Source organism: Amycolatopsis sp. NPDC049159, from assembly GCF_040648295.1.
GTDB lineage: Bacteria > Actinomycetota > Actinomycetes > Mycobacteriales > Pseudonocardiaceae > Amycolatopsis > Amycolatopsis pretoriensis_A.
In genome coordinates, this window is the sequence record NZ_JBEZDL010000008.1 from 334,641 (window position 1) to 352,009 (window position 17,369).

The window sequence follows — 17,369 nt, forward strand, 5'->3', positions numbered from 1 at the left end:
GAAAGTGCGCTTGGGTCAGGCGAAGGTGGGGAGTTGCGCGGCGACGTCGGTGGGGGATGGCATCGCCGCGACTTCGGCCGCCAGGGCCCGGGTCGCGTCGGCGACCGCGGTGTCCGTGAGCAGGTGGCGGGCCTTCGCGGCCACGGCTTCGGCCGTGACCTCGGTGCCGAGCAGGCGGTCGCCGACGCCGGCCGCGACGACCGCGTCCGCGTTGCTGAACTGGTCCGCGCCCTGCGGCAGCAGGAGCTGCGGGAGGCCCGCGCCGAACGCGCCGAGCGTCGTGCCGCTGCCGCCGTGGTGCACCACCAGGTCGACGTGCGGGAGCAGCTCCGACTGCGGGACCCACGACTCGAGCCGGACGTTCTCCGGGACTTCGCCGAGCGCCGCCGGGTCGACCGTCGGGCCGGTGGCGACCAGGACGTCGACGTCCAAACCGGACAGACCGGCGATCGCCGCGCCGAGCACGCCCGCGTGGCCCATCGCCGTGCCGAGGGTCAGGTAGACCAGCGGCCGCCGCTTGCCGAGCACGCCCGCGGGCAGCTCGCCCGGCTCGCTCCAGCCGACCGGCCGCAACGGGACGCGGGTGGTGCGCGCCAGGAACCCGGGCTCCTGCACGGACTCCGGGCAGATGTCGATGAACGGGCCCGTGAACGCCAGGTCCTCCCCGACGTCGATCCCCAGCGTGGCACCGTGCGCGCGGATCGCGTCGCGGATCCGCGTCACCATCGGGTCTTCGCTCGACACGCGGCCGAACCCGTGCGCCACCACGGGGATCCCGGCCTTCATCGCGGCGAACGCGCCGCCGGAGTTGCCGGTCTCGCTCACCACCAGGTCCGGCCGGAAGTGGTCGAACAGCGGCAGCAGGTCGGCGATGAACCGCTCCGGCATGACCTCGCCGAACACCTTCGCCACGATCGGCCCGAGCACCTCGGGCGGGACCTCGCCGGGCGGGCGCCGCGGGCCGGGCGGTCCGGATTCGGCGAAGGCCGCCCCGAACGCGTCCTTGATCGCGAGCCCGGCGGCGGCCGTCTCGAGCCCGGCTTTCGTCAGCTGCGGCAGGAAGTCTTCCGAGGTGGCGAAGACGACGTCGTGGCCCGCGTCGCGCGCGGCGACCGCCAGCGGGACCAGAGGGAACGTGTGACCGAAGGACCCCAGAGAGGTGAAGAGCAAGCGCACTCACCCGACCCTAGCCCGTAGGCTGGCGCGGTGACAGTGAATTCCACCCTGCGTGACGCCGCCTTCCGCTGGATCGCCGACGACCCGGACGACGGCTCGCGCGCCGAGTTGCAGGACGTCCTCGCGAAGGCGATGGGCGGCGACGCCGCGGCCGAAGCCGACTTGGCCGACCGGATGGCCGGGCCGCTCGAGTTCGGCACCGCCGGCCTGCGCGGACCGGTGCGCGCCGGGCCGAACGGGATGAACGTCGCCGTCGTCACCCGCACCACGGCCGGGGTGGCCGCCTGGCTGACCGCGCACGGGCACGCGGGCGCGCTGGTCGTCGTCGGCCGTGACGCGCGGCACGGTTCGGAGGCGTTCGCGACCGCGGCCGCCGAAGTGCTCGCCGCCGCGGGCTTCGACGTCAAGGTGTTCCCGCGCCCGCTGCCGACGCCGGTGCTCGCGTTCGCCGTCGGGCGGCTCGGCGCGGTGGCCGGCATCCAGATCACCGCGTCGCACAACCCCCCGGCGGACAACGGGTACAAGCTCTACGACGCCACCGGCGGCCAGATCGTGCCGCCCTCCGACGGCGAGATCGAGCGCGCCATCCAGGCCGCGCCCGCCGCGGTGAGCGTGGAACGCGCCGCCGGCGCCGAGGTCGCCGACCTCGTCGACCGGTACCTCGACGAGGTCGCGACGCTGCCGCTCGGCGCGGGCCGCGCGATCCGGGTGGCCGCGACGGCGTTGCACGGCGTCGGCGCCGAAACGCTGCGCGCGGCGTTCGAGCGGGCCGGCTTCACCGACCTGCACCTGGTGACCGCGCAGTCCGCGCCGGACCCGGACTTCCCGACCGTGTCGTTCCCGAACCCCGAAGAGCCGGGCGCGACGGACCTGCTGCTGGCACTGGCGTCCGATGTGGACGCCGACCTGGCGGTCGCGCTCGACCCGGACGCCGACCGCTGCGCACTCGGCGTGCGCGGGCGCGACGGGTCGTGGCGGATGCTGCGCGGCGACGAAACCGGCGTCCTGCTCGGCTCGTACGTCTTGTCCACAGTGGACCGGACGCTGCTGCCGGACCCGCTGGTGGCCACGACCATCGTGTCGTCGTCGCTGCTCGGCGAGATCGCCAAAGCCGAGGGCGCCCGCTACGCCGAGACGCTGACCGGGTTCAAGTGGCTGGTGCGCGCCGGCGAAGGGCTCGTGTTCGCCTACGAAGAGGCGCTCGGACTGTGCGTGAACCCGGGTTTCGTGCGCGACAAGGACGGCATCGCCGCCGCGACCCTGGCCGCCGGGCTCGCCGCGCAGCTCAAGGCGCAGGGCCGCACGCCGCTGGACGTGCTCGACGAGCTGGCGCAGCGCCACGGCGTCCACCTGACCGACCAGGTTTCCCTGCGCGTCACCGACCTCGCCGTCCGCGGGCAGCTGATGGCGAAGGTGCGGAAGTCGCCACCTTCGCGGCTCGGCGGTGCCGAGGTCGGCATCGAGGACCTGCTGCCGGACGCGGACGTCGTGCGCCTGGCCGGCGACGGCGTGCGCGTGGTGGTCCGGCCGTCCGGGACCGAGCCCAAGCTGAAGGCGTACCTGCAGGTGGTGGCCCCGGTCACCGGCTCGCTCGACGACGCGCGCGAGGCGGCGCAGCGGCAGCTGGCGGCGGTGCGGGCGGACGTCGAGGAGCTGCTGGCCTGATGCCGCGGCTGCTGATCGTGCACCACACGCCGTCGCCGTCGACGCAGGCGCTGTTCGAAGCCGTGCTCGCGGGCGCGACGCACCCGGACGTCGAGGGGGTGGAGGTCGTCCGCCGCGCGGCGCTGGCGGCGACCGTCCCCGACGTCCTCGGGGCGGACGGCTACCTGCTGGGCACGCCGGCGAACCTGGGCAGCATGAGCGGGGCGCTGAAGCACTTCTTCGACACCGTCTACTACTCCTGCCTGGACGCGACGCGGGGTCGCCCGTTCGGGTACTGGATCCACGGCGGCAGCGACACGTCGGGGACGGAACGGCAGCTGCGCTCCATCACCACGGGCCTGGCCTGGACCCAGGCGGCGGAACCGGTGATCAGCACCGGCGAACCGGACAAGAAGACGCTCGAAGCCTGCACGGAACTGGGCGGCACGCTGGCCGCGACCCTGCTGAGCTGAGGGAACGGGGAAATAAGAAGGCCTGTCACCGGAAGCCCTGGGGGTCGACCTCCGGCAACAGGCCGTTACCAAGGGACCCACCCGAAGGCGATCGACCTTGGCCTGTGAAGCGTACTACAGACCGCCGATCATGACGAGCCGGAGGCGCGACAAGCCCCTCGCCTGGACTGTTCCGTACACCCCCAGGGCACGGACCGTCAGGCGAGAGGCGAGCCAACTGTAAACCACTGCATACGATAGCTGTCAACATGTGCGTACAGTGGTTTCCCGGCTAGAATTTTCACGGCGGAAACCTAGGGGGCGGGGATGGCACGGGAACGCACCTTCGCGGAACGGCTGAGTGCCCTGATCGAGGCGGCCCGGCTGGACGGCCGCGCGCCGCACAGCTACCGGGAGATCTCCGCCGCCGTCGAGCGCGCGGGCGGGCCGGCGATGTCGCCCGCCTACCTGCAGCAGCTGGCGACCGGGAAGCGGGTCAACCCGAAGATCCACTACGTCGAAGCGCTGGCGCGGCTGTTCGGCGTGCCGGTGACGTACTTCTTCGACGAGGAGGCGGCCGCGGCCCCGGCGGGCGAGGCCCAGCTGATGGCGATGCGGGCGCAGGAGCTCTCGCCGCAGGGCCGCCGTCAGGTGATGGACCTGCTCGACCTCGTCGAACGCTACGAGCGGGCCGAGCGCGAAGGCCGGAATCCGGAGGACGCCGCGCGATGAAGGAGCGGGAACTGCGCCGCCGGTGCCGGAAACTGCTGAAGGACCTCGACATCGGCCCCCCGCTCGACGTCGAGGTGCTGTGCGCGCGGCTCGGCGAGCGGCGCGGCAAGCCGATCCGGCTGATGGCGTACCCGCTCGAAGTGCCCGGCCCGTTCGGCTGCTGGATCGCGACGGCGGCCGCGGACTACATCTTCTACCAGGCCGAAACGACGAAATCTCACCAGGACCACATCATCCTGCACGAGCTCGGGCACATGCTGGCGGACCACCACCCGCACGGCGACGCCGAACCGGCGGACTTCCTGCGCGGCCCGGCGACGGATCTCGACCCGGATGCCGTCCACCGCGCCCTGCGGCGGTCGTCCTACGATGACGCGCACGAGTGGGAAGCCGAAACGGTCGCGACGATCATCCTCGAATGGGCGTCGGTCCTGAACTACACGATCCCCCGGCGCGCCGCGGACCGGGACCTACGCCGGATCCAGGGGGCGCTCGGCGATCACCAAGGGTGGTTGTGAGCACACTTTTCAGCCCCGTGAACCTGATCGCGATGGTGCTGTTCGCCGCCGCGCTCGCGTGGCGGATCTACCAGGTGCAGCGCGCGCCGACGGTGCCGAACTGGGCCGTGACGGCGTGCGTGGCCGGCTTCGCCGCGGCGTTCCTGCTGCAGCAGACGGCGATCTCCGACGAGGTGGACGCCCTCCTCGGCCGGGGCGCGGCCCGGGTGGCGAACAACGCGCTGCTGGCGTGCGGCCTCTGCGCGCTGGTGGTCTTCTTCCTCGGCTCCACGCTGGGGCCCCGCCGGTACCGCCGGGTGACGGCCGAGCTGGTGCCGCTGCTGGCGGCGATCGCGCTGATGATCGTCGCGATGGCCGTGACGCCGCCGCAGCTGCGCGGCCTGCCGCTGGGGCCGTCGACGGTCCACGACAGCGGGGTCGCGCTGTTCTACCTCGGCGCCGGGCTGTACCTGATCTACGGCCTGATCGCGTGCTCGGCGTGGATCGTGCGGTACCTGCGGGTGGCCGACCGGAACCTGCGGATCGGCCTCAAGCTGAGCGCGATCGGGATGGCCTGCGCGGCGGCGGGCAGCGTCTTCCGCGCGCTGTACATCGTGGTGGCGTGGGCGTTCGGGCCGGTGCTGAAGGTCCTGCTGCTGCTCGGCGTGCCGTTCGTGATCGTCGGCGGGATGCTGTTCCTGGCCGGCATGACCTACCCCGGCGTGCGAGCGCGGCTGTCGGCACTGCGCCGCCGCCGCCAGCACCGGCGCGAACACCAGGCCCTCGCTCCACTGTGGACACTGCTGGTCCGCGCGTTCCCCAGCATCGTGCTCCGGACGCCCCCGCGCCGCGACCGGTTCTCCCCGCGCGGCGTCCACCGCGTGCACTACCGCCGGGTGATCGAGATCCGGGACGGGCTGGTCCAGCTCTCCCCGTACCTGGCGGCGGACTTCGGCGAGGTCGTGGCCACCGACCCGGGCGCCGCGGCGGCCGCGCTGAAGACGGCGCTGGAGCGGCACGCGGCGGGCGAGGAGAACGACGGCCGCGCGAAGCAGGTCCTGCCCTCCCAAGCGGACGACATCGAATCCGACGTCCGGCCGCTGCTCGCGCTGTCCGCGGCGCTGGATTCGTGACGTGGAAACGCTGATCACGGCGGGCCGTGTCCTGCCCCGGCCGTCCGCTCCGGTGCTGGACGGCGCCGTGCTGGTGCGCGACGGCGTGATCGTGGCGGCGGGCGCGCGGGCGGACGTCGTCGCTCGAGCCGCGCCGGACGCGGTGCGGCACGACTTCCCCACGGGGACCGCGCTGGCCGGGTTGTTCAACGTCCACGTGCACCTGGCTTTCGACGCTTCGCGGGAGATGCTGGCTCACTTTTCCGACGCTTCTTCGCCGCTGGAGGGTGCGCGCGCCCGGCTGACGTCGATGCTGCGCAGCGGCGTGACGACGGTCCGCGACCTCGGCGACCGCGGTCACCTCGCCGCGGCGGTGCGCTCGTCGTTCGCGGGTGCACCGGCGCCGCGGCTGCTGGTGTCGGGCCCGCCGATCACGGTCCCGGACGGGCATTGCCACTTCTTCGGCGGCGCGGTCACTTCGGACGCTTCGATCCGCGCGGTGATCGACTCGAACGCGGCGGCGGGCGCGGACGTGATCAAGGTGATGGCCAGCGGCGGCCAGATCACCGAGGGCGGGGCCGACATGTGGGAGTCGCAGTTCGACGCCCGGCAGCTGTCGGTGGTCGTCGCCCACGCGGCTTCGCACGGGTTGCCGGTGGCCGCGCACGCCCACGGCGCGGACGCGATCGAGGCGGCGGTGACGGCCGGGGTGTCGACGGTGGAGCACTGCAGCTTCCTGACCGGCCCCCGGACGTTCGACCGGCGCGACCCGGTGGCCGCGCGGATGGCTTCGTCGGGGATTTCGGCGTGCTCGACGAGCAGCCGCAACTGGCGGGTGATCGTCGAGAAGCTGGGCGAGGCCGCGGCGGAGGCCGTGTACGGGCGGCTGCCGTGGCTGGAGGAGCACGGGGTCCGGCTGCTGGCCGGGACGGACGCGGGGCTGCCGGGGTCGGTGTTCGACGACCCGGTGGGGGCGTTGGAGCTGTACGAGTGGCTCGGCTTCCCTCGGCGGCGGATCTTGGAGATCGCGACGTGCGATTCGGCGGCGGGCCTCGGCCTGTCGTCGGTCACCGGCCGGCTCGAGGCCGGGCTGGCGGCCGACGTGCTCGTGGTCGAGGGCGATCCGCTGGCTTCGCTCTCGGCGTTGCGCAACCCGCTGCTGGTGCTGGCTCGAGGACACGCGGCTTAGAGCGGCGGGAGCCTCCCGGCGAGCGCGAACGGACCACTCGCGCCGCCGGCCGCGACGAAAGGACCGTTCGCGCTCCCCGCCGGCGCACGAAAGGACCACTCGCGCCGCACGCCGGGCACGAAAGGCACCACTCACCCGCCCAGCCGTCGCGAAAGGACCACTCGCGCCGCCGGCCCCTCACCCACCCGGCTCGAACCGCCCGCCCCCTCCCGCGCGTCCCCACCCCACTCACCTCACCGCGAGGCAAACTCCGCCTCGGCCCCTCCCCCGACCGGGGAACGCCCAGTTTGGTGACAGCGTTTTAAAACAGTGTTACAGTCGTTGCCACCAGACCGGACAAGGAGTCCCCCATGCACGGCCCCACCCAGCTCTTCACGGTGATCGCCCTGGTCTCGCTGCCCACCGTCATGTACGGCGGCTACGCACTCATGGGCGTGCTGCGCGACCGGAAGCTCACCGACCACCAGCGCGCGATGTTCCGGGCCGGCCACGCCCACGCCGGCGTCCTGCTGGTCCTCGCCCTGGTCGCCCTGCAAATCCTCAGCCGCACCACCCTCGGCGACACCACGCTCTGGATCGCCTGCTTCCTCCTCCTCTTCGGCGTCCTCGCCCAGTCCGGCGGCTTCTTCCTGCACCTGCTCCCGAACAAGAACGAGCTCGGCGGCCGCGTCACCAGCGCCGGTGCCGTGCTCCTCGGAGCCGCCACGCTGCTCACCGCCTATGGGGTCGCCTTCGCCTGACGAAACCGGTCGTTAAGCTTGACGACGTGCCTGAATACCTGCCGACCGCGCCCTACAAGGGGACCCGGGACTTCCTGCCCGCCGAAATGTCCGTGCGGACCCAGGTGTTCGGTCATCTCTACGACGTCCTCGAGCGCCGCGGGTTCCTCCGCTACGACGGGCCGATCCTCGAATCCGCCGAGATCTACGAGCGGAAGTCCGGCCAGGAAATCGCCGACAAGCAGCTCTACACGCTCACCGACAAGGGCGGGCGGCGGCTGGCGCTGCGGCCCGAAATGACGCCGTCGGTCGCGCGGATGATCGCCGGGAGCGCCAAGTCGCTCTCCTTCCCCGTGCGCTGGTACAGCCACCCGAACTGCCACCGGTACGAGGCTCCGCAACGCGGGCGCGTGCGGGAGCACTGGCAGATCAACGCCGACATCTTCGGGTCGGACAGCGCCAACTGCGAGATCGAGATCTTCGAGCTGGTGCACGACCTGATGGCCGCGCTCGGGGCGACGCCGGACATGTTCGTGCTGCGCGTCAACGACCGGAACCTGCTGACGTCGGCGCTCACCGACGTCGCCGGGGTCTCCGAGGACCACCTCTCCCAGGTGTTCGCGCTCGTCGACCGGTGGGAGAAGTACCCGCGCGAGAAGCTCGCCGAGAGCGCCGGTGAGATCGGGTTGTCGGACAAGCAGTTCGAGAAGCTGGCCGAGACGCTCGGGGCGGGCGAGGCGCTGCTCGACGAGCTGCCCGCCGAAGTCCGTGCGCAGTCGAACCTGGTGAAGGTGCTGAACAGCAGCGCCAAGGACCTGGTGAAGTACGAGCCGATGATCGTGCGCGGGCTGGCGTACTACACGTCGACCGTGTTCGAGGTCTTCGACACCTCGCCGGAGAACCGCCGCGCGCTGTTCGGCGGCGGGCGCTACAGCGACCTCGCGTCGATGTTCACGCCGCAGCAGATCCCGGGCATCGGGTTCGGCATGGGCGACGTCACGCTGATCGACTTCCTCGCCACCCACGGCCTGACGCCGGCACCGCGCAGCGAGGTCGACGTCGTGGTCATCCCGGTGACCGAAGACCTCGAAGACCAGGCCCGGACGGTCGCGCGGGCGCTGCGCGCGGCGGGGCTGCGGACGTCGACGCCGATCGAGCACCGCAAGCTGGGCAAGGAACTCACCCGCGCGGACAAGGCGGGCGCGGCCGCGGTCGTGATCGTCGGCCAGGAGGACTGGACGGCCGGCGCCGTGACCGTCCGCAGCCTGGCCACGCGCGAGCAGAACCCGGTCGCGATCGCCGACGTCCCGGCGGCGGTCCAGGCGCTCCTGGCCTGAAACCGGCTCGACACCCCTGCCACGCTGGAGGGGTGTTCGACCTCGATCAGCTCACCACCGGCGACGTGCGGCGCTGGGCTCATTTCGACGTGCACTTCCGGCGCTGGTTGTGGCCCGTCGGACAGCGCCACACGCCGCGGCAGGAGCTGGTCCTCGCCGCGTGCTCCCGCAACGGCCACCACCGCGAAGCGTCGGTCCCCCGGCTCGCGGTCAGCCCCGACCCCGAGGCGTTGCCGCTGCTGCTGGTCCGCTGCGTCGACTGGGTCCGGCCGGTCCGGGAGGCGGCGCGGAAGGCGGTACTGTCCAAACTGGACGAATCGACCCTTCGCGACGTGCTGCCGCTGATCGGCGTCCTGCGGCGGCGGCAGGTCGACGACTGGATGACCACGCTGTTCCGCGACAACCTGGCGGCCGTGCTCGACGTCGCGCTGGCGCTGGACGACCTCGAAAGCCGCCGCTGGGCGCACGCGGAAGCGCTCGGCCTGCTCCCCCGCGAACGCCTCCTCGGCATCGCGCGGCGGGACCGCGACCTCGTGGTCCGCACGCTGTGCGGCACGGCGCTGCTCGACCGCGGCGAGTTCGTCGAAGAGCTCCTCGCCGCCGGGTCGCCGAAGGTCCGCACGCGCGCGCTGACGCTCGTCGACCGGGCCACCGTCGAGGCCCACTTGGCGGACCGCTCCTCGGCGGTCCGCTCGATGGCCCAGTTCCTCGTCCGCGAGGCGGGCGGCGACCCCGCCCGGTGCTACCGGGCGCTGCCGGTGTCCCCCACCGCGATCGCGGGGCTCGGCGAGACCGGCACCGCCGCCGATGCCGCGCGGCTGGAACAGGTCCTCACCGACGACCGGCCGCGGATCCGCGCGCTCGCCGTCCGCGGCCTGCGCCGGATCGCGCCGGACTCGGCGGCGGTGCGGCCGCTGCTGACCGACCCCTCGCCCGCGGTGCTCCGCCAGGTGGTGGCGTTCCTGCGCGGCAAGCCGGTCGAGGTGGCGGTGCTGCGGGAGCTGCTCGGCGAGGACCGGCCGCTCCCCACCCGCCGGGCAGCCGCCTCGCTCCTGCGTGCCGGGGACACCTGGCTGCGGCTGCACACCGACCTCGCTCTGCTGCGGGACGACGACCTGGCCGCCGACGCCCGCCGGGACCTGGCCGCCTGGCTGTCGCAGTCGGCCGGGATCTACACGGCGCCGCCACCGGAACTGGCCGCCGCGATCGAGGGCCTGCTCACCCGGCTGCCCGCGGAAACGGCCCGGCGGATCCGCTTCACACTCCCCCGCTGACGGCGTCGGCGCGCAGCAACGTCAGCGTGAACGTCGCTCCCGCGCCCGGCTGCCCGGCCGCCGCGATCGTGCCGCCGTGGCCCGTCACCACTTCGCGGACCAGGGCCAGGCCCAGGCCGAAGCGGCGGCCGTCGCCGTCGGAACCGCGGGCGAAGCGCTCGAAGATCCGGTCCGCCTCGGCCGCCGGGAAGCCGACGCCGGTGTCGCGGACGCGCAGCTCCACGTGCCGGTCGTCCGGGACGCCCAGCCACACCTCGATCGACCCGCCGGGCGGGGTGTGGCCGAGTGCGTTGTCCAGCAACGCCGAGAGCACCCGCCGCAACGCCGTCGGCACGCCCTGGACGACGTACGGCCGCCGCTCGCGGGTCACCGCCAGGCGGACCTGGCCCTGTCCGGCGCGGTCCGTCTCCGCCGCGACCGCTTCTTCCGCGAGCGACCCGAGGTCGACCAGCTCCAGCGACGTCCGGTCGCCCGCCTGCGCCGACATCAGCAGGTCTTCGACGACTTCGCCGAGCTCCCGGGTGCCGCGGACCAGCTGCTCGAGGTCGTCCGCGTCCCGCCCCGACGCGCGCCGGGCCAGGAGCTGCGCGCGGGTGTGCAGGCGGGTCAGCGGGGCCCGGAGTTCGTGGGAGGCGTCGGCGACGAACGTCCGCTGCCGCCGCAGCGCGTCGGCCAGCGGGCGGATCGCGCGCCCGGCCATGACCCGGCCGCACAGCACCGCCGCGAGCAGCGCGAGCACCTCCGCGACGCCGAGGCCGAACACCAGCGAGGCGCGGTCCTGGATCTGGTAGACCTCTTCGAAGTACGCCTGCGACACGACGCCGCCGCGGTTCTCCACGCGGATCGTGTACGTCATCGCGCCGATCGGCCGCCGTTCGGTGTGGACGTCGCCGGGCGAAGGCACCGTGGCCGCCAGGGAAGCCAGCGGCATCCCGGCCGGCGGCGGCCCCGCGGGCGCGTGCAGCACCGGCGTGAACAGCCAGACGCAGCCGGGCGGGGTCTCGGCCGGGCCGAGCTGGATCGTCCGGGCCAGCACCCGGTCGGCGTCGGCGTGCTGCCCGGCCAGCAGGATCCCGTACGCGATCGCGCCCGCGACCGCGACGAGCAGCGACACCACCACGGAGATCTGCGCGGTGATCGCCCACCGCGCCCGCCGCAGGGCCCGGTCCTCGGGGTCGCCGCGGGGCCTCACACCGCGCCGATCTGGTACCCGAGGCCGTGCACGGTCCGCACGACGTCCCGGCCGAGCTTGCGCCGCAGGTAGTACACATAAGTGTCCACAATGGACTCCCCGGTCGAGTCGGCGAAGACGTTGGTCCGCAGCGACGCGCGCGGGTGGATCGCCTTCGGCCGCTGCGCCAGCGTCCGCAGCAGCTCGAACTCCCGCCCGGACAGCGTGATCCGCTCGCCGCGCGGCAGCACGACCTCGTGCCGCCGCAGGTCGAGGGCCGCCGTGCCGAGCGGGAGGCTCTCCGCGCCTTCGAGGTCACGCCGGCCGAGCGCGCGCAGGCGGGCCAGCAGCTCCTCGGCCTCGAACGGCTTGACGAGGTAGTCGTCCGCACCCGCGTCGAGCCCGCCCACGCGGTCGGCCAGCTCGCCCAGCGCAGAGAGCACCAGCACCCGCGTGGTCACGGCCCGGGCCCGCAGCTGCCGCACCAGCTCCAGTCCGTCGAGCACCGGGAGGCGGCGATCGATGACCATCACGTCGTACCGCCCGGTGAGACCCAGGTGCAGCCCGCGCTGCCCGTCGTGCGCCGCCTCGGTTTCGTAGCCTTCGTCGGCGAGCAGCTCGGCGAGCATGCCCGCCAGTTCGCGGTCGTCCTCGACCACGAGCACCCGCGGTTTCGTAGCCCCATCGTGCACGAGTCCATACTGGCAGTGATTTTCCAAATTTGAACTATCAACTTTTCCCGGTCACCGGCACCGGCTCGGCCATCAGGAGCACCTCGCTGCTCCCGTTGCGGGCATCACGCCGGTCGAGCCACGAAAGCACCGGTGCGGTCATGATCGTGGTGACCAGCGCGACGAGCACGAGCACCGTGAACAACGCCGGCGAAACGATCCCGGCGGCGAGCCCGACGTTGAGCGCGATCAGCTGCATCAGCCCGCGCGCGTTGATCAGCGTGCCGACGCGCAACGCGATCGGCTGCGGCTCCCCCACCAGCCGCGCCGCTCCCCAGCACGCTCCGAGCTTGCCGACGATCGCGACGACCACGCAGAGCACGGCGAACAGCAGCAGCTTCGGATCGGCGAGCAGCGCGAACCGGGTGTTCAGGCCGGAATAGGTGAAGAACAACGGGAGGAACACGATCCGCCCGATCGGCATGATCTTCGCGAGCACGGCGTCCGCGGCGGGCACGCGCGGGAACACGATGCCGACGCAGAAGGCGCCGAACACCGCGTACAGCCCGATGATGTCGGTGAACCAGGCGGCGGCGAACAGCGTCAACGCCGTGATCAGCATCTTCTGGTCGGCGGAGATCCGGTCACTGCCCATCGCCTTGGCGAGCACCCGGCGTCCGACGAGCACCAGCAGCAACGCGAACAGCAGGCCGCCGCCGACGGCCAGCGCGACCGGCCCGGCCGAGTCCGCGTGCATGCCCAGCACCACGGCCAGCAGGACCCACGCCAGGACGTCGTCGAGGGCGCCGCAGGCCAGTGCGAGCGAGCCGAACCGGGTGCCGCCGAGACCGCGTTCGGTGATGATCCGGGCGAGCATCGGGAACGCGGTGATGGCCAGCGCGACCCCGACGAACGCCGCCGACGTCGCGAGGGAGACGCCGTCCTTGGCGATGCCGGCCCAGCTCGTGCCGAACACCGCGACGCCGACCCCGAGCGCGAGCGGCACCACCGTGCCCGCGGCGGAGATCGCGCCGACCGACTTCGCCGAGCCGCGGATGCTGCGGAGGCTGAACTCGTACCCCGCGCCGAACATGTAGATGACCAGGCCGATCTGCCCGCCGACGTAGAGCAGCGGGCGGATGCCGTCCGGGAACAACGCCGTCTGCACGTCGGGGAGGACCAGCCCCAGCAGTGACGGGCCGAGCAGCACACCGGAGATCATCTCGCCGACCACCGGCGGCTGGCCCAGCCGGACCGCGACCAGGCAGACCAGCCGGCACACGACGAGGATCGCCGCGACGGCGAGGAAGAAAGCCGGTGCCGCTTCGGTGGGGGTCATGACTTGCCTCCGGCGAAGTAGGTGGTGCACAGGGCTTGGCGACGGGCGTCGAGGACCATGTACGTGCCGAACACGAGCTGGGTGAGGCTGCGCCAGACGTCTTCCCAGCGGTCGCGCACCGCGAGCCAGAGCAGCGGGAAGCGCTTTCGCCGGCTCCCGTGCGGGGTGAGCAGCGCCGGGCCGCGGTTGGGGATCGACCGCGTGTGCCCGGCCGTCGAAGCGAGGCTGAACCGGCGCAGCACCTCGCGCGTCACCACGCGCATGGTCGGCGGCGCCAGCCCGCGGGCCGGGCAGGCGCGGTTCTGCGCGACCCCGAACGGGATGAAGTCGTCCTTCCCGGTCTGCGCCGCGAAGTCCGGGTAGCTGAAGCACAGCACCGTGCCCGCCGGGATGGTCAGGTCCGCCAGCTCGATGTCGGCGGTGGAGATCCGGTGCGCGATGCCGAACAGCGGGTACCGGCGCAGGCCGTCGTCGATGACGCGGTCGAGGTAAGCGTCGTCGTCCGGGTGCTCGGCGAGCCGCCGCTGGGTGTCCGGCGACTTCGCGATGATCATCAGCAGGTGCGCCATCGCCTCGGACATCTGCACGACGGCCGTGTTGAAGAACGTTCCCTGCAGGTAGTACGCCTGCTCCTCGGGGGTCAGCGACGGCGGCAGCGGGTGCGGGACGTCGGCGAGGCGCCGCCGCAGGTACCTCGTCAGCCGGGCCCGGCGGCGCATGTTCCGGGGCCGCACGCACTTCAGCGCCGAGACGACGTCGTCGGCGTGCGCCACGATGAGGTCCCGTGCCTCCGGCGGGCACGGCTCCTCGAAGACCAGCTCGTAGTACAGCTCGGCCCAGATCGGCATCATCTCGTCGCGCAGCCGGACGAGCCCGGGCCCGGCGCCGTCGAGGACGTGCGCCGCCACCCGCCGGGCCAGGTCCTCGGAGTCCTTTTTGGACCGGATCAGGATGTGCCGGGTGCACTTGGCGACCTCGTCGTAGCGCGGCCCGGGTTCGAGGTGCTCCTGGTGCACCTCGGGACCGGGCGCGAGCCAGTACCAGAACAGGTCCGACAGCGCGGCTCCACGGCTTCGGCCGTTCGCCGCCGGATCGGCGTAGACGCGCCGGAAGTCCCCGACGCCGACCCGCTCGCCGGGGATGGTCACCGCCTCCTGCCCGTTGACCAGCGAGAAGATCTTGTTCCGCAGCGCCACGACCCGGTCCGGCAGCCAGGCCGGCGCGCTCGCCACCGCGGCCGCCGCCAGCACCTTGCCGATCATCGCCGCACCTGGTCCGGGGTCAGGTCGGCCGGGTGCCGCCCGCCGCAGAGGGCGAGCGCCTGGTCGAAGTCCTCCCGCAGCAGCTCCAGCACCTGGGTGACGCCTTCGCGCCCGCCGGCGGCCAGGCCCCACACGATCGGACGGCCGACCGCGACCGCGTCCGCACCCAGCGCCAGCGCCTTGACGACGTCGGTGCCGCGGCGGATCCCGCCGTCCACGAGCACCGGGATGGCCCCGCCGACGGCCGTCGCGATGCCGGGCAGCACGTCGATGGTGGCGGGCACGGTGTCGAGCTGGCGGCCGCCGTGGTTGGACACGAAGATCCCGGCGATGCCGTGGTGCACGGCCAGCCGCGCGTCCTCGGCGTGCAGCACGCCCTTGATCAGCACCGGGAGCTTGGTCTTGCCGCGCAGCCACGCGATGTGGTCCCAGTTCAGCCCGGCCGACATGACGATGTCGCGGACATGACTGGCGTTGCCGCCGCTGCGGTTTTCGCCGATGTTGCGGAGGTTCTCGACGACCAGCCCTGGCGGCAGGTCGTGGAAGTCGTTGTGGTCGTCGCGCTCGCGGCGCCCGAGCACCGGCGAATCGACGGTGACGACGAACGCCTTCACCCCGGCCGCTTCGGCGCGGCGCACGATCGCTTCGGTGAACTCCAGGTCCGGCTGCAGGTAGAGCTGGAACCACAGGCCCGGGTCCGGCGCGACCTCGCGGGCCGCCGCGGCGACGTCCTCGATCGCCGTGGTGGCGGCCATGCTGACGACCATGATCGTGCCCGCCCGCGCCGCCGCCCGGGCCGTGGCGAGCTCGCCGTCGGCGTGCGCGAGCCGGTGGAACGCGGTGGGGGCGATCAGGATCGGCATCGACGACGACGTCCCGAGCAGTTCGACGCTCAGGTCCCGCTTGTCGCTGCCGCGCAGGACGCGCGGGAGCAGCCGCAGCTTCCGGAACGCCGATTCGTTCTCCGCCAGGGTGATCTCGTCCTGCGCGCCGCCGGCGAAGTAGTCGTAGTGCGCCGGGTCGAGGCGTTCTCGGGCCGCCGCCTCGAACTCCGCGATCGTCCGCATCACATCTCCCGCGTGAAGAACGCGGTCAGCGGCTCGACGTGCACCTCTTTGTCCCACTCGTTTTCGAGGTTTTCGGTGACGTGGTGGGTGGCGACCAGCTCGCCGCGGCGGTAGTGCCGGACGATCGGGTGCAGGTAGTGGCCCTCGCCGTGGTCGTTGGCCTTGTCCTGGGCGGCCCGCGCGACGAAGTCGAACGGGTCGATCTTGTCGTGGTCCGGGCCGTAGTCGAGGGTGACGACGTAGGCGTCCTCCGGCGGGTCGGCCAGCACCCGGTCCACCGGCACCTCTTCGAGGTAGCGGGCGGTGTCGCCGTCGACGACCACGACGTCGCCGAGGAAGCCGAACTGCTGGTACAGCGCGGAAGTCCGGTTGATCCGGGTGATCACGGCATCGGTCAGCGCGTCCGGTTTGGCGGGGAGTTCGGTGTTCGGCCACGGCTTGCCGTGGTGGCGCTCGTTCAGCACCTTGGCCAGCGCGCGGGCGCCGTAGCGGAAGCCGTGGATGAACGCGCTGGTGGCCTTCTTGAAGTCGCGGACCTGCGTGATCGTGCCGGCGAAGTACAGGCCGGGCACGTTCACCGACTCCCAGTCCGGCGTCTGCGCGGGGAAGCGGTCGTTGATCGTGAGCTCCGGGCGGCAGTCCTCGTCGAACAGTTCCGCGTCGAAGCGGAAGCCGGTGCAGCCGATCACGCGGTCGTAGCGGATCTCCTTGATCACCTCGTCGGCGCGGGCGAAGGCGAACTTGACGTGGTAGCCGTCGGCGTCCTTGCGGACCTCGCGCACGTCGCCGTCGAGGATCGCGTGCTGCAGTTTCAGCTGGTACATGTCGAGGATGCCCGCGTTGTAGGCGCGCAGGTGCCCGACGAAGTGGGTGCGCCAGGCCAGTTTCACCGGTCGCGGCCCGCCGACGTGCACGACGGCGGCCTGCTCGATGAGGTTGTCGGCGGTCTCGAACGCGGAGTTCCCCTTGCCGAGCACCAGGACCCGCTGGTCGGTGAAGTCGGCCGGGTCGACGCTGACGTCGACGTACTGGTCGATCAGCTCGACGCCGGGGAACTGCGGGATGTAGGGCTTGGTGACGCCGGTGGCCATGACGAGCCGCTGCGCGCGGAACTCTTCGTCACCGGCGGTGAGCACGAAGAGAGCGCTTTCCGCTTCTCGGCGGATGCGCGTCACTCGGGTGTCGTAGCGGACGTTCACCTGGTGCTTCCGGGCGTAATCGGCCAGGTAGCGCAGGAGGTCGGGAGCGTCCGGGAAGAGCTTTTCGCTGTAGTCCGTGAAGAGGACCGGGTCGGCGTCGCCGTCAGCGAGGATGGAGTTCCAGTCCATCCGCATGCGCAGCTCGGGGTCGCTGTACCCGGTGTGCTTCTTGTTGATGGAGATGAGGGTGCGGTGCCGCGGGAAGGTCTCGAAGAAGTGCCCGGGCGCGGACCCGGCCTCCAGCACCAGGTAGCGGTGCCCGGCGTGCCCGAGGTGCTGCCCCAGCTGCAACCCGGCCGGCCCGGCGCCGACCACCAGATAATCGAGCACTTCCTCCGCCACGACGACCTCCTGAAGCTCGGCACCGACCGCATGATCGGCGCCGAGCCTGCTCCGGAGATCTCAGAAAAGCCTCAGAGCCGCACTTTCACGTGGGCAGCCGGTGGACCTGCGCCGCCCAGCCCATCGCCGCGGCGGCGACCGTGAAGTGGTGCAGGGCGCAGCCGCAGCTGACGAGCAGGTCGCGGC

16 protein-coding genes are annotated in these 17,369 nt (G+C 72.4%); 9 read left to right on the forward strand and 7 right to left on the reverse strand.

The genetic code is table 11. The annotated features are described in order from the left end of the window. Nucleotides 1-15: 15 nt before the first annotated feature. The gene (locus tag AB0B33_RS18025) at nucleotides 16-1,176 is read right to left on the reverse strand and encodes a glycosyltransferase (protein WP_360772734.1); all 1,161 of its coding nucleotides are present in this window, start codon (nucleotides 1,174-1,176) and stop codon (nucleotides 16-18) included. A gap of 30 nt (nucleotides 1,177-1,206) precedes the next feature. On the opposite strand from AB0B33_RS18025, the gene AB0B33_RS18030 reads away from it, so the two are divergent. The 9 genes from AB0B33_RS18030 (at nucleotide 1,207) to AB0B33_RS18070 (ending at nucleotide 10,132) form a co-directional block, all read left to right on the forward strand. Continuing rightward, a complete protein-coding gene (locus AB0B33_RS18030) occupies nucleotides 1,207-2,841 on the forward strand; it encodes a phospho-sugar mutase (RefSeq protein WP_360772737.1) in 1,635 nt (544 codons plus the stop codon). Then, on the forward strand, nucleotides 2,841-3,293 hold the full coding sequence (locus AB0B33_RS18035; protein ID WP_360772740.1) for an NAD(P)H-dependent oxidoreductase: 453 nt from the start codon (nucleotides 2,841-2,843) through the stop codon (nucleotides 3,291-3,293). Before AB0B33_RS18030 ends, AB0B33_RS18035 begins: the two co-directional genes overlap by 1 nt. A 306-nt stretch (nucleotides 3,294-3,599) precedes the next feature. Beyond that, a complete protein-coding gene (locus AB0B33_RS18040) occupies nucleotides 3,600-4,004 on the forward strand; it encodes an XRE family transcriptional regulator (protein ID WP_360772743.1) in 405 nt (134 codons plus the stop codon). After that, on the forward strand, nucleotides 4,001-4,522 hold the full coding sequence (locus AB0B33_RS18045) for a hypothetical protein (protein WP_247014731.1): 522 nt from the start codon (nucleotides 4,001-4,003) through the stop codon (nucleotides 4,520-4,522). Before AB0B33_RS18040 ends, AB0B33_RS18045 begins: the two co-directional genes overlap by 4 nt. Further along, nucleotides 4,519-5,634: an MAB_1171c family putative transporter gene (locus AB0B33_RS18050; protein WP_360772745.1), complete on the forward strand. Its 1,116-nt coding sequence runs from the start codon at nucleotides 4,519-4,521 to the stop codon at nucleotides 5,632-5,634. Before AB0B33_RS18045 ends, AB0B33_RS18050 begins: the two co-directional genes overlap by 4 nt. A 1-nt stretch (nucleotide 5,635) precedes the next feature. Further along, entirely contained in the window at nucleotides 5,636-6,802 is a 1,167-nt protein-coding gene (locus tag AB0B33_RS18055; protein ID WP_360772748.1) for an amidohydrolase family protein, read from the forward strand. 350 nt (nucleotides 6,803-7,152) lie between these two features. After that, nucleotides 7,153-7,542 carry a hypothetical protein gene (locus AB0B33_RS18060; RefSeq protein ID WP_360772751.1) on the forward strand — a complete coding sequence of 130 codons (390 nt, stop codon included), beginning with the start codon at nucleotides 7,153-7,155 and terminating at the stop codon, nucleotides 7,540-7,542. Between the two features lie 26 nt (nucleotides 7,543-7,568). After that, nucleotides 7,569-8,858 carry a histidine--tRNA ligase gene (hisS, locus tag AB0B33_RS18065; RefSeq protein ID WP_360772754.1) on the forward strand — a complete coding sequence of 430 codons (1,290 nt, stop codon included), beginning with the start codon at nucleotides 7,569-7,571 and terminating at the stop codon, nucleotides 8,856-8,858. Nucleotides 8,859-8,890: 32 nt separating this feature from the next. After that, nucleotides 8,891-10,132: a HEAT repeat domain-containing protein gene (locus AB0B33_RS18070; RefSeq protein ID WP_360772756.1), complete on the forward strand. Its 1,242-nt coding sequence runs from the start codon at nucleotides 8,891-8,893 to the stop codon at nucleotides 10,130-10,132. On the opposite strand, the gene AB0B33_RS18075 is transcribed toward AB0B33_RS18070, so the two are convergent. From AB0B33_RS18075 to AB0B33_RS18100, 6 genes are all read right to left on the reverse strand, one after another. Next, nucleotides 10,116-11,324 (reverse strand): HAMP domain-containing sensor histidine kinase, encoded by a 1,209-nt coding sequence (locus AB0B33_RS18075; RefSeq protein WP_360772759.1) that lies wholly within the window; start codon nucleotides 11,322-11,324, stop codon nucleotides 10,116-10,118. The genes AB0B33_RS18070 and AB0B33_RS18075 overlap by 17 nt on opposite strands. Then, nucleotides 11,321-11,968 carry a response regulator transcription factor gene (locus AB0B33_RS18080; RefSeq protein WP_247025352.1) on the reverse strand — a complete coding sequence of 216 codons (648 nt, stop codon included), beginning with the start codon at nucleotides 11,966-11,968 and terminating at the stop codon, nucleotides 11,321-11,323. Before AB0B33_RS18080 ends, AB0B33_RS18075 begins: the two co-directional genes overlap by 4 nt. Before the next feature lie 64 nt (nucleotides 11,969-12,032). After that, entirely contained in the window at nucleotides 12,033-13,313 is a 1,281-nt protein-coding gene (locus tag AB0B33_RS18085) for a cation:proton antiporter (protein WP_360772762.1), read from the reverse strand. Next, nucleotides 13,310-14,575, reverse strand: a complete 1,266-nt coding sequence (locus AB0B33_RS18090) for a cytochrome P450 (RefSeq protein WP_360772765.1) — start codon at nucleotides 14,573-14,575, stop codon at nucleotides 13,310-13,312. The genes AB0B33_RS18085 and AB0B33_RS18090 overlap by 4 nt, the downstream gene beginning before the upstream one ends. After that, nucleotides 14,572-15,642, reverse strand: a complete 1,071-nt coding sequence (locus AB0B33_RS18095) for an alpha-hydroxy acid oxidase (protein WP_360772768.1) — start codon at nucleotides 15,640-15,642, stop codon at nucleotides 14,572-14,574. Before AB0B33_RS18095 ends, AB0B33_RS18090 begins: the two co-directional genes overlap by 4 nt. After that, on the reverse strand, nucleotides 15,642-17,183 hold the full coding sequence (locus tag AB0B33_RS18100) for an NAD(P)-binding domain-containing protein (protein ID WP_360772771.1): 1,542 nt from the start codon (nucleotides 17,181-17,183) through the stop codon (nucleotides 15,642-15,644). The genes AB0B33_RS18095 and AB0B33_RS18100 overlap by 1 nt, the downstream gene beginning before the upstream one ends. Between the last annotated feature and the right edge of the window lie 186 nt (nucleotides 17,184-17,369).